Source organism: Paraperibacillus esterisolvens, from assembly GCF_046237625.1.
Classification (GTDB): domain Bacteria; phylum Bacillota; class Bacilli; order Bacillales; family DSM-1321; genus Paraperibacillus; species Paraperibacillus esterisolvens.
In genome coordinates this window covers 3,793,159-3,806,132 of sequence record NZ_CP143545.1, presented here as the reverse complement: position 1 = coordinate 3,806,132, position 12,974 = coordinate 3,793,159, and the positions used below count along the sequence as shown (strand labels likewise).

Genomic DNA, 12,974 nt, shown 5'->3' with positions numbered 1-12,974 from the left:
GGATGGAGCTAAGACTGAGGAACTTAAGGTCCTATTTTAAAATGAAGGATTTTAGAAGGGTATACGATTTGCTCGCACCACTGATCCTGAAAAACAAAAAGTATTATGCTGGCTTATCCCTTCTCCTTTTTACAGATATCTTTTTTACCATTGCCTTTGCTTCCTTTTACGGGCATGTTACGGATGCGGCGGTAAGGGGGGATCTGGCGGAATTGAGAGGAATGCTCTGGCGAGGTGCGGCCTTGATTCTGCTTGGTGCGGCCAGCGGTTACTTGAACATTTGCCTGGAGACCGCAGCCGCCAATGGGGTTAAGCGTGATCTAAAAAATCTGCTGTTCAGCCGGATATTGAGGCTTCCGGCAGGGAAATCAGCTGCTTTTGTTTCAGGAGACCTGATGTCCCATTTCACAAATGATATCCACCATGTGGATGGAGTGATAGGCTCAAACTTAATAGAACTGGTGAGGCTGCCCCTTATCTATATAGCCGTATTCGTCTACCTGTATCAAATAAATTCCGTACTTGTGCTATGGAGTCTGGCGGCATCACCGGCCGCCATGATTGCCGGCGTAGTATTTGGCCTCCTGCTCAGGCGCACAAGCCGCCGGATGAATGATTTACTGGGGAGGATCAATATCCTTCTGTCAGAAACATTCCAGGGATTTCAGGTTATAAGGTCATTTACTCTGGAGAAAAGCACCTATCAGGACTTTGCTTCAAAAAGTGAAGACTTGTATAAGCTCGAAATGGGGTTTGCAAAGGTCCAGGGCTGGTTTTATAGCGGAGGGCAGCTGGTAAATTCCTTTGTTTTCATCCTTTGCCTGTGTCTCGGTGCCTTTTATGTTTCAAAGGGTGAGATGTCGGTGGGGTCCCTGCTGGCTTTTACAAATCTGGTGGGCCATCTTGTATATCCCCTGACAGGGATTGCGGGGCAATGGGCAGCCCTGCAAAGGTCGATTACGGCTCTTGAGAGGATCGGCAGGGTCCTGGATACTGACGGTGCTGTGAAAGAGCTGCCTTCCTATGAAAAACCAGATTCCCATACCGCAGATATTGAATTTCAGGATGTAACCTTCAGCCATGAAGAAGGGCAGGTTCTATTCCAAAACTTGAATTTTGTCATTCCCGGAGGCATGACCGCGGCCATTGTCGGCCCAAGCGGAGCAGGTAAAACCAGTATCCTGAATCTTCTGCAGGGATTTTATGAGCCGCAGAACGGAAGAGTCCTGCTTAACGGCTCATCAATTGAAGATATGACTGTATCGAGTTTGAGAAGCATGTTTTCACTCGTTTCTCAGGAAACCTTTTTATTCGCCGGAACAATAAGAGAAAACCTCGTACTGGCAAGGCCGGGTGTTACGGAAGAGGAAATGATAAATGCTGCACGCCAGGCTGATATACATGATTTCATCACCTCCCTGCCCGATGGCTATGATACAGAAGTGGGGGAACGGGGTGCCAGACTTTCCGGCGGCCAAAAACAGAGAATAGCGATTGCCCGGGCCTTGCTGAAGGATGCGCCGATCCTGCTGCTGGACGAAGCTACTTCAGCTCTTGACGCAGAAACTGAAAACCAGGTTCAGCATGGGCTGGCTGAACTGACAGCGGGGAAAACATCGGTGATTATTGCTCACAGGCTATCTACGATTAAATATGCTGACTGGATATTTGTCCTGGATGGGGGAAAAATCATCCAGCAGGGCAGGCATGAACAATTGATTAACCAGGAAGGTATATACCAGAAGCTGTATCAGTCCAATTTCAAAAGTTATGGAGAAACACGGGAGCTTGCATCCATTTAAGGAGTGACTTATGAATCTATTGGAAATATTATTTGATCCAAAAGCCAGCCTGCCTCAGAAGGGGCTGGATTATGAGCGGATGCTCGCAGACATAGAAGCGTCCGGAGTGGGTCCACAGACGTATTACCTGCTGAGGAAATCAAAAAAACTAAAGCAGGCACCCGAATATTTTGAGGAGAAGCTTAAGCAGCGCTTTCATGAAGCGCTTCTGCAGAATCTTTTCATCAGAAACCAGGGCGGGTCCATTCTGAACCGATTTGAACAGGAAGGAATTGACGTAATTCCGCTAAAAGGGACTTTCTTTGCTGAAAGATATATGGGGCATCTTGGTGCCAGGCTTACCTCGGACATTGATTTACTGATCAGGCCCGAGGATGTGCAAAGGGCGGGAGATGTCTTGAGAGAATTGGATTTTCAAAAGTGTGAGAATGATATTCAGGGACATTTCCATACTAGCTTTTATAAGGACATGAACCAGTCCGTGTCCCTGAATGTTGAACTGCACTGGGATATATTAATAGAAGAAACGGCCAGTTTTGATATCAGGGAATTCTGGGATGGAGCGGCTGCTTATGAGGGTCACAAGCATATCAAAGAACTCTCGCTGTATCACACGTTTTATATGATCTGCCTCCACGGCTGGCGGCATAACCTGGATTCCCTTAAATATTACATTGATATTATCGTGCTTATCCTTCAACTGCCAGACAGCTTTCAATACAGCAGGCTGATGAAGGATGCCCGCAGGCATAAAACGTTCAGGCGCATGCAGAGGACCATCAGCCTGGTTTATGGCGCACTCCCCATGCTGGATGAACGAGTGGAGTTTTTGTATAAAAAACCGTCGAGATTCAGGAAAAACCTGATTGCAAAAGGCAGAAAAACAACGCTGGCGGATTATTTTGATTTTATTGAGTATCAATTCCTGAGCTTTGATACAGCCCGGCACAGTCTAAAGGAATTAAAGAGCTGGATGAACGCCCCTGCTGAAAGATAATGTAATTAGGATCTGTCAGCTCTTTTCTCCTTTGGAGGATGTAAAAATTGCAAGATTGTTAAAAAGAGCAAGGCTGCCAGGGAGTCCAGTAAGACATCCATTATTGAAGCGGTTCTGCCAGGCATGTACATCTGATGGATTTCATCGGCAGCTGCATACAGGGTAGTCAGCAGCCAGGAGACGGCGCTTTTCCTCCGTAAAAGAAAATCAGTAAGGATGGCAAGAATTCCAAAGACAGCAACATGAGCCGATTTCCGCAAAAAAGCATTTAACGCCACCGCACTATTATAATCGGGCATAATATGATTCTGGATGAAAGCCAATGTACTTTCTCCAGTTGCAAACCTCGAAGCAGTTAACGCAAATATGAATAAGCAGCAGAGAATTGTCGGTAATAAGTATTTAGTCCTCATCGTATCAGCTCACTTCTTTTATACTACTGTTCCTAATCGGGAAATCAGGTTAAAGCTATTGCAGTATTTTCTAAGGGATAAGCACTCCCATTATGTTCTTTTTAAAGAACTATAATACATAGTATAAGGAACGAGGCGGCGATTTAAAAGTTATATCTGGAGGTAAATCATATGTATCGAAAAAATTGCTACCGGTGCAGCCGCCCTTCTTTCAGCTGTTCGGAAATGGGAAAGTGGCTTTGTCCCTATTGCGGCAATGACCTTTCTCTGCAAAAGCATTTCAATGCTGTAGCCTTTGAAAAGATTATGGTTGAAAGAAAGAAGAAGGTTTAATTTATCTATTTTTCGAGAAAGTTAGACATGAAATTATCTGATAATTATCAAAAGTGAGATATTTAACGGATTTTTTAGTTAAAAACTAAAAAATTCCTCAAAAAAATAGGCAAAATCTTGAATTTATAAGACAAGAACCTACAAATTATTTTTTATGTGTCCTTTATAATGATGTTAACTATTAACTTTGCACTATATATGTGAGAATAAATGGCAAAACTGCTGAAAGGCAGCGGCGCAAAGTCACGGGTCTAAGGTTGCAAATACTATGACGGCTGGACTGCCTTAGGATATAGGCAATTGGGAGGTTACTCGGTTGGTTATTGAATCTGTTAAGCAGGAACTGGATCTTGAGTGGGTTAAGCTCTTTAAACGGGCAAAGGATTTGGGAATCAAGGTAGAGGAAATACGCGAGTTTCTGCAGGAGACGGCCAGCGGGGAGAAATAGATTATTAATTTATACATACAAAACAGCCAGACTGATGGCTGTTCTTATTTTGTCAAAAAAAAATCTTATTTCAGGCTTATGAACGCTGAAATAAGATTTCTTTTTTACTCCTTTTTTTGTCTCCACTTATTGAATTCAATGAATTCCCTGAACTGTTCTTTTGTCACACCAGAGTCTACAGCTTCTGCCATGATTTTCATCCATTCACTGTCGAGTGAATCCTTGGAAGGAGTGTCAAACAACAGGGAGTCAACCGGGACGCCCAGGACCACGGATATTTTTTCAAGAAATTGAATGGAGGGATTGGTCTGCAGGTTCCTCTCCAGCGAGCTCAAGTAAGACTTAGCCACCCCTGCCTTTTCCGCTAACTCGGACATGGACATTCTTTTTTCTTTTCTAATATTTTTAACGCGATCTCCTATCATGATCTCACATCCTGAAGGCTTTATTTATATATAATCAAAATTAGCTGCATACTATGTGTTTTTATATAATTTATATTACTATAATTTTTGCCAATTACCTAGTGCTTTTATGACTTTTTCATAGGGGAAAAAGGACTTATTTTGCGTTAAGTTGTACCACTGATTCAGAAGTGATAAAATTAGAGATAGTATTTGTGAAGTATAGTAAAGGGATTTTCCTGTTTTTTGGCGAATTCTTTCTTAATTAAATATATATTCATCAATGGGTGCCCGAATGCCTGGGCTCATTTACTTTTATAAAAGAGGAGCGCTTTTCATGCTGGGGATTTTAAATAAAGTGTTTGACCAGAATAAACGCGAAGTAAAACGCCTGGAGAAACAGGCGGATCAAATAGAAGCACTGGCATCGGATATGGAGCGTCTGTCTGATGCTGATCTGCGAGCGAAGACGGAGGAATTTAAAGGCCGCTTTCAAAAGGGCGAGAAGCTGGACAGTATGCTTCCTGAAGCATTTGCGGTTGTGCGCGAGGCTTCCCGCCGTGTGCTTGGGATGTATCCATTCCGCGTTCAACTGATGGGCGGTGTCTCGCTGCATGACGGTAATATTTCCGAGATGAAAACCGGTGAAGGTAAGACCCTTACTTCCACGATGCCTGTTTATCTGAATGCTATCACCGGCAAAGGCGTGCATGTGGTAACGGTGAATGAATACCTGGCCAGCCGTGATGCGACGGAAATGGGCGAGCTGTACAATTTCCTGGGATTGTCTGTCGGGCTGAACCTGAACAGCATGACGAAGGAAGAAAAGCAGGAAGCATACGCTGCTGATATTACCTATAGCACAAACAATGAGCTTGGCTTTGACTATCTGCGCGACAATATGGTGCTCTACACCGAACAGAAAGTACAGCGCCCGCTATATTATGCCGTAATTGATGAAGTCGATTCCATCCTGATTGATGAGGCGCGGACGCCGCTGATCATTTCAGGAACTGCCGAGAAATCGAATGTTCTCTACATCCAGGCGAATGCGTTTGTCCGCACCCTGAAAAAGGATGTTGACTTTAACTATGATGAGAAAACCAAGGGTGTGCAGCTGACGGAGGATGGAATTACGAAGGCTGAGCGTGCCTTTGGCATTGATAACTTATTCGATATTTCCCATGTAACGCTTAATCACCATATCAACCAGGCCTTGAAGGCGCATAACAGCATGCAGCTTGATGTGGATTATGTGATTCAGGACGGGGAAATTGTCATTGTCGACCAGTTCACCGGCCGGCTTATGAAGGGGCGCCGCTACAGCGACGGACTCCACCAGGCGATTGAAGCCAAGGAAGGCGTGGAGATCCAGAATGAAAGCATGACGCTTGCGACGATCACCTTCCAGAACTATTTCCGGATGTATGAGAAGCTTTCCGGGATGACCGGTACAGCGAAGACAGAGGAAGAGGAATTCCGCAATATCTATAATATGCAGGTCATTGCGATCCCGACGAACCGCGACATTGTCCGGGATGACCGCGCCGATTTGATTTATGCTTCAATGGAAGGAAAATTCAATGCGGTGGTTGAAGAAATCGCAGAACGCTATGCAAAGGGCCAGCCGGTGCTTGTCGGTACGGTTGCCATTGAAACATCTGAATTGATTTCTACTCTTTTGACTCGAAAAGGTGTAAAACATAATGTCTTGAACGCGAAGAATCATGGACGCGAGGCGGAAATCATCGCTCATGCCGGCGAGCAGGGTGCTGTGACCATCGCCACGAACATGGCTGGCCGCGGTACGGATATCAAGCTTGGCGAAGGCGTGAAGGAACTCGGCGGCCTTGCAGTTGTCGGTACAGAACGCCATGAGAGCAGACGGATCGATAACCAGCTCCGCGGACGTTCCGGACGTCAGGGAGACCCGGGTGTGACTCAGTTCTATCTTTCCATGGAGGATGAATTGATGCGCCGCTTTGGTTCAGATAATATGAAAAACCTGATGGCGCGCCTCGGCATGGATGATTCCCAGCCAATCCAGAGCAAGATGGTCACAAGAGCGGTTGAATCCGCACAGAAGCGGGTTGAGGGCAATAACTTTGATGCCCGTAAGCAGCTGCTTCAGTATGATGATGTTCTCCGCCAGCAGCGTGAAATCATTTATGCACAGAGGAATGAAGTGCTTGAAAGCGAAAACCTGCGTGATATCGTTGAGCGTATGGTCAAGACTTCCCTTGCCCGGAACTTCGAGGCCTTTGTTTCCCCTCATGAGGATGAAGAGGAATGGAACTTCACAGGGCTTATCGACTATATCAACGGAAACCTTCTGCAAGAGGGCGATATTAGCGAGGACGATCTGAAGGGCATGGATCCTGAGGAAATGCAGGAGCTGATCCTTGAGAAGATCAAGGCCCGCTATGATGAAAAGGAAGAACAGCTGACAGACGAGCAGATGCGCGAGTTTGAGAAGGTCATCGTGCTTCGTGCAGTCGACAGCAAATGGATGGATCATATTGACACGATGGAACAGCTCCGCGAGGGAATCCATCTTCGTGCCTATGGCCAGATTGATCCGCTCCGCGAGTATCAGGAGGAAGGACTTGCGCTGTTTGACGCCATGATTGCGGCTATTGAGGATGATGTGGCGAAATACATCATGAAGGCCGAGATCCGCAGCAACCTGGAGCGCCAGGAGGTTGCACAGGGACAGGCCGTTAATCCTAAAACAGACAGCGAAACCTCTAAACGGCAGCCTTCCCGCAAAAAGGCGGATGTCGGGCGCAACGATCCGTGTCCATGCGGAAGCGGCAAGAAATTTAAAAACTGCCACGGGCAGCTGCAATAAGGAACAGGGCAGGAGACGGTAAGCTTTCATGGTTTACCGCCTTTTTCCTGTTTGTAACAAGCGGTCCAACACGTTATAATAGATTTTTACTATAATAAAACGAATCTTTATATATTATTAATTTAAAAAAAGAGGTGCGTCAGGCATGGAATTATCAGAAATTCGTAACGAGCTTGAGAAAACAGCTAAGAAATTAGCGGACTTTAGGGGGTCTCTTTGACTTAGAAGAGAAGGAAGCCCGCATTGCCCAGCTGGAAAATGAAATGTCCCATCCCGACTTCTGGAACGACCAGCAGAAAGCCCAGGGAGTCATCAATGAAGTGAACGGTCTAAAGGATGCGGTCGTTCAATTCAACGAAATGTTCGAGACATATGAAAATCTAGACCTGACATTTGAGCTTGTGAAGGAAGAGGAAGACGAAGAGCTCCGGGCGGAGCTGGAGTCTGAATTGACAGAGCTTGGTGAGCAGCTGAATCAGTTTGAGCTGCAGCTGCTGCTTAGTGAAGAATATGATAAAAATAATGCCATCCTTGAGCTGCACCCCGGTGCCGGCGGAACAGAGTCCCAGGACTGGGGTTCTTTGCTGCTCCGCATGTATACACGCTGGGCTGAGAAGAAAGGCTTCAAGGTGGAGACACTGGATTATCTGCCGGGCGATGAGGCCGGGATCAAGAGTGTGACGCTTCTGATCAAAGGCCATAATGCGTATGGCTATCTTAAAGCTGAAAAAGGAGTTCACCGCCTTGTGCGTATTTCTCCTTTTGATTCCTCAGGCCGCCGCCACACATCCTTCGTGTCATGTGAGGTTATGCCTGAATTCAATAATGAAATCGAAATCGAAGTGCGGACCGAGGATCTAAAGATTGATACGTACCGTGCGAGCGGTGCAGGCGGACAGCATATCAATACAACAGACTCCGCCGTCCGTATCACACACACGCCAACAGGCGTTGTCGTGACCTGCCAGTCTGAGCGTTCACAGATCAAAAACCGCGAGCAGGCCATGAAAATGCTGAAGGCAAAACTCTATCAGCGTGAAATCGAACAGCAGCAGGCCGAGCTTGACGAAATCCGCGGCGAACAAAAGGAAATCGGCTGGGGCAGCCAGATCCGCTCCTACGTCTTCCACCCATACTCCATGGTCAAAGACCACCGGACCGGCAACGAATCCGGCAACATCCAGGGAGTCATGGACGGAGACCTCGACTCCTTCATTGACGCCTACCTGCGTTCAAAACTTGCTTAATATGCATATCCGGGAAACGGGCCTCTGCCCCGTTTCCTTTTTTAATGGAAAATAGCTTCGGGAAATAGGATTGTCCCCTGGAAATATACATTTTACCTGGTGCTTTGAGATTCTGCAGCCGAAATGCCAGCAAGGAAAAACGGCTGTTTTTTCATTTTGAAGGTATTTATGTGCGATATTAGGAATTGCTTCCTCTTTTCGAAGGAATATTTTGTCATAAATGTAAGAAAAATTAAATAAAAATGAAACATTTTACATTCAGCAGTCGTCTAATATATATCAGCTTTGTTCCAGTCTGGAATAGATACATATAGATACCAATTGTCAGGGGGTAAAATATGAAGTTTGTGAGAATACTTTTGATTTATGCAGGAAGTCTTTTCGGAATATTAATGATCAGTGTGATCCCGAAGGTCATTATAGAAAAAGGACTGTTCAATATTACCGGCTATGTCGAGGAATTATTGAAGCTGATCCCTGCATTCATACATCCAGGTAATTGGATCATGAGCTATAAGCAAGCCTCCTTTCCCATTTTAGATTTCATTAAAGAACCATACTTATACTCAATGTTTATTCTTGGAAGCTCGTTGTTAATAGGCCTTCTGCAGGCTCTTTTGTTTACCCGGCTGTCTTTTTTGCTGCCTGATATTGCAAGACAGTTTGCGAAAAAAATCTTCACCTTTTTCTCACAATGGCTGACGGGACTTTTGGCGGGATTCTCAGTGATATTTGTCCTTCAAAAATTAGGGGTGCACACGGGCGGCAAACCTTACATATTTCCCATGCTGACTCTGTCTATTATCCCGGCTGCCGTACTGCTTGGAATTTTTTTATCCCTGGAAAAGAAGGGGGAAAAGCCAGACGTAAAACTGAGTATAGCTGCTTTTCTGGCTTTAATTAAACATAGGATTCTGCTTAATCTCCCATATGTCCTCGCTAAGTCAAGAACTCTGTTATTGGCAGCTGCGGCGGGTCTATTAGGGGTTGAAGTCCTATATGTAAGCAAAGGGATAACATTCTATATAACCTCATCCTTCAGCCCCATCCTCATTGCTGTTTCATTGTCATTTATATTTACACCTTTCTTTATCCTTTATCATGGTGCAAAGATCTGGTCTGATTCTAGAAACGACAGCTTTTCCCCAGAAGAAAGCTGGAAAGAACATCTTCTTCGCGCTGGAAATACCGTCAAGATACATTTGGCTAATCCAAAGTTCACAGTTGGCTTTGTTTTTTTATTCGGGCTGCTTGTATTTAGCATTTGCTGGTCAGTATTTAAAGAAGTTCCGATAAAAAAGGCGGTGTTATTGACAGATGGACACGGCAAAGTATTTAGTTCATCCCCTCACCCCCCTTCCTCTTATATGTGGTTCGGATCGGATGGAGGAGGCAGGAGTATAAGGGATCAGCTGTTTGTAGGTGCCAAATATACGATTTTATTTGGGTTGATTATTGCACTGTTACGGGTGGCAGGGGGGTTTATGCTGGCCATTCAATATACCTTTCATTTAAAGGACCAGACGCGGAAATTTATTAATAAAGTAGTCGACTCTATACACTTTCTACCGTTGAGCTTGATTGCGGTTATTTTATTGTCGCCTATTTTATGGGATATGGGTGGAGGCAGCTGGGAATTCTCCTTATTGGAGCGAATTGTACTAGAGGTAGTCATATTGAGTTTGATCGTTATACCGCTGACAACGGTCTTGATTGGCAGCGAAATGAGGCTGATTTCTCACCAAATGTATATTGAAAGCGCAAGGACATTGGGAGGGGACAACCGGCATATTCTCTGGAAGCATATCTTTCCTCACCTTGCCCCGAGGCTGTTTATCATATTTGGACAGCAATTTATACAAACTCTGCTCATATTTGTACACCTTGGTCTATTTCACTTGTTTTTCGGAGGAACCCTTGTCTCGGTCAGTGAAACTCCTGATCCGCCGCGAAGTATAACTTTCGAGTGGTCAGGGATTATGAGTGATGCTAAGGATGCAATTGGATATGGCAAGTACTGGCTGGTCGTACCTGCTCTGCTCGCTTTTATGCTTTGTATAATTGCGATGCAGCTTATCGTACAAGGAGTCAAAGAAGTGCAGCAAAGAAAAGTTGGGGTTCTTGTACCGAAACGTATCAGAGAAAAGCAGGAAAAGACCAGTCAACAGCTGGTTCCATCTGAAACATCATTGTCTCTGCTGGTCAAAAATCATATGGATATCAGCGGCTGATTGGTGCCAGTGAACATCATTATAGGATTGGGGGACAATTTTTTTGGGTTTGATGGTAAAAGCTATTAGAATTCTTTTCTATTATATACTTGGCATAATCGGTATCTTGTTTGTAAGTATTGTACCAACTGTGGTAGCATCCGGTAATATCTATAACATTCCTGTTTATCTACAAAAATTCTATGAATTTGTGAAAGTGTTCCTGAAGAGTGAAAACTGGGTCTATTATTATAAAAATGAGCCTATGCCGATCATCGAATTTCTGAAGGAACCTTATATATACTCCGCAAAAATCTTTATCAGTGCCATCCTGATAGGATTTGTCATAGCTCTATTACTGGCTTTTCTGACATTTTTACTGCCCGCTTACGTTATGAACCCGGTTAAACGTATATTAAGTATTTTGGAAGCTATGCCAGATTTATTAGTTGCTGTTCTACTGCAGCTGTCACTCGTTTTTGTTTTTAAGAAGACTAATATTCTCCTGTTTAAGTTTGCTGTGGTCGGCGAAGAACCCATTTATATGGCCCCCATCCTGACTCTTTCCATTCTGCCGGCCATTTTTTTGTACCGAGTGATTTTGATGCTGGCTGAAGAGGAGTTATCGAAGCCGTATACAGAATATGCTTTTGCAAAAGGAATGGGTAGGCTGCGGATATTAGCGGTTCACATATTTAGAAACATTTTTCCTTCCATCTTCCATCATTCTAAGATCGTCGTTTGGGGTACTATGTCCTCTTTGTATATTGTTGAATATATTTTTAATACAAGGGGGCTTACTTACTATATTGGGCTGGATTTTAAGCCGATAGTGCTGGCAGTATCACTGCTGTTGATTTACACACCTTTCTTTATTCTTTATCAGGGGGGGCAGGAGTGGCTGGACAGCCTTGAGGAGAAAAGGAGTTCTGGGAGGGTCAAAAGAAGATTTGCAATCAGCAGCAGCCCTAACCTTAGAAATGCCGTACACTTCCTTTTGAAATCATTGATCAGCCAGCGGAAAATCATTGCTATGTTTGCTTTATTTGCTGGTTATTGTGCAGTATATCTTCATAACAATGAAGACCCTGTAAAAAAAATGCTTCTTTCAGCAAGTGCCAGAGTGCAGGATGAGAGCTCCGGCGATCAAAGTATGCTAGTTTCAAATAGTAAAATTAAAAAGCAGCTCCAGCCGATGCTGACTTCTGTAAATAAGAATGACGCCAAAACATTTTTATCTTTCCAAAACAAATCCAATAATATCTTTTATAAAGAACAGAAGAGCTGGATACAGGATGTAATCAATTTAAAGAAGCATGGCTGGGAGTTTTCCGTTGATATAGGAGCGGTGAATGTAATGTCGGCCAGGCGGGGCACTATTGAGCTGATAATTGGTTTGAAGGCAGAAGAATCCGAGCAGCAAAACTATAAAGTGACTTATTCTTTAATTAAATCGGATAAAATTTGGAAACTAAACGATCCTCCGTTTATGAAAAAGTCCTATAAAACAATATCCGTCTATTATAGTAAGGATGTTGAAGAAAAGGCAGATAAATCACTTATGGAAGCGATATCGTTAGTCCGCCTGTACGAGCAGGAATTTGGATGGAAACCTGGGGAAATTACGATCAAACTATATCCAACAGTAGAGGAATTGTCCGCTACCGTTCCAACCTTTCCTGCAGATCGATACAGCAGGCCAGGCGAATCAATCAAAATTTCAGTGGATGAAGAGGAGGGCATGGAAACCACCCTGGCCATACTTGCGGAACAGCTCGCTGATAAAATGCTCGCGGATTTAACGAATGAAAATGCCTCTGTCTATATTAAGGAGGGATTTGGGACATTCTTAAAAAATGTTGTTCAAGATGATGGGAACGGGTTTTCTTTTAATTTTGACTTTATGGATTTAACCGAGTCGGACGCTCTTAGAACTGTCAAAATCCCTGTGCCAATAGACCAAATTAATGCGCTTACTGGTAAGGATTTAGGGAAAAAGCTTTCATCGGGCATCTTGCTAACCAGCTATTTAATAAGAGAGAAAGGAATTGAAAAGTTCACAGCCTTTGCTGAAGAATTAAAGAAAAATAAAGAAATCGGCAAAGAAGGCTGGGAGAAGGTTGAGGAAACGGATGCGCTCACATTAAAAGCAATAGAGAAAGTATATGGTCCTATTGATCAGTTATCTGAGGAATACAAAAAGTATTTCATCAGCAAAAGGGCTAATACATATTAGAAGTTTAATAGTGCAGTGATGTTAGGGACCTAT

General features: G+C 44.0%; 10 protein-coding genes and 1 riboswitch. Of the genes, 8 read left to right on the top strand and 2 right to left on the bottom strand.

The window, feature by feature from the left end; translation table 11 throughout:
* Positions 1-2 precede the first annotated feature (2 nt).
* Together V1501_RS19235 and V1501_RS19230 are read left to right on the top strand one after the other, a co-directional pair.
* A complete protein-coding gene (locus tag V1501_RS19235; RefSeq protein WP_409290482.1) occupies positions 3-1,802 on the top strand; it encodes an ABC transporter ATP-binding protein in 1,800 nt (599 codons plus the stop codon).
* A gap of 10 nt (positions 1,803-1,812) precedes the next feature.
* Positions 1,813-2,799, top strand: a complete 987-nt coding sequence (locus tag V1501_RS19230; RefSeq protein WP_409290481.1) for a nucleotidyltransferase family protein — start codon at positions 1,813-1,815, stop codon at positions 2,797-2,799.
* 5 nt (positions 2,800-2,804) lie between these two features.
* Here the strand turns inward: V1501_RS19230 and V1501_RS19225 are convergent, their stop codons facing one another.
* Positions 2,805-3,212 (bottom strand): VanZ family protein, encoded by a 408-nt coding sequence (locus V1501_RS19225; RefSeq protein ID WP_409290480.1) that lies wholly within the window; start codon positions 3,210-3,212, stop codon positions 2,805-2,807.
* Between the two features lie 171 nt (positions 3,213-3,383).
* Between V1501_RS19225 and V1501_RS19220 the strand changes: the two genes are divergently transcribed.
* Together V1501_RS19220 and sinI are read left to right on the top strand one after the other, a co-directional pair.
* Positions 3,384-3,545, top strand: coding sequence for a hypothetical protein (locus V1501_RS19220; protein WP_409290479.1), 162 nt, complete (start codon positions 3,384-3,386; stop codon positions 3,543-3,545).
* A 202-nt stretch (positions 3,546-3,747) separates the two neighbouring features.
* Positions 3,748-3,833, top strand: a riboswitch (cyclic di-GMP riboswitch).
* Between the two features lie 28 nt (positions 3,834-3,861).
* A complete protein-coding gene (sinI, locus tag V1501_RS19215) occupies positions 3,862-3,993 on the top strand; it encodes a DNA-binding anti-repressor SinI (RefSeq protein ID WP_409290478.1) in 132 nt (43 codons plus the stop codon).
* 104 nt (positions 3,994-4,097) lie between these two features.
* On the opposite strand, the gene V1501_RS19210 is transcribed toward sinI, so the two are convergent.
* On the bottom strand, positions 4,098-4,418 hold the full coding sequence (locus tag V1501_RS19210) for a helix-turn-helix domain-containing protein (protein ID WP_409290477.1): 321 nt from the start codon (positions 4,416-4,418) through the stop codon (positions 4,098-4,100).
* Between the two features lie 316 nt (positions 4,419-4,734).
* On the opposite strand from V1501_RS19210, the gene secA reads away from it, so the two are divergent.
* The 4 genes from secA to V1501_RS19190 all read left to right on the top strand — a co-directional run bounded on the left by secA (position 4,735) and on the right by V1501_RS19190 (position 12,941).
* Complete coding sequence (secA, locus tag V1501_RS19205; protein WP_409290476.1) at positions 4,735-7,248, top strand: preprotein translocase subunit SecA; 2,514 nt, start codon at positions 4,735-4,737, stop codon at positions 7,246-7,248.
* 145 nt (positions 7,249-7,393) lie between these two features.
* Positions 7,394-8,495, top strand: a protein-coding gene (prfB, locus tag V1501_RS19200; RefSeq protein WP_409290475.1) for a peptide chain release factor 2 whose coding sequence is annotated in 2 segments (ribosomal slippage) — positions 7,394-7,465 and positions 7,467-8,495 — 1,101 coding nt in all. Because the reading frame shifts where the segments join, the coding sequence is not laid out codon by codon here.
* 338 nt (positions 8,496-8,833) lie between these two features.
* Positions 8,834-10,726 (top strand): ABC transporter permease subunit, encoded by a 1,893-nt coding sequence (locus tag V1501_RS19195; protein WP_409290474.1) that lies wholly within the window; start codon positions 8,834-8,836, stop codon positions 10,724-10,726.
* A 52-nt stretch (positions 10,727-10,778) separates the two neighbouring features.
* Positions 10,779-12,941, top strand: a complete 2,163-nt coding sequence (locus V1501_RS19190) for an ABC transporter permease subunit (protein ID WP_409293464.1) — start codon at positions 10,779-10,781, stop codon at positions 12,939-12,941.
* Positions 12,942-12,974 lie beyond the last annotated feature (33 nt).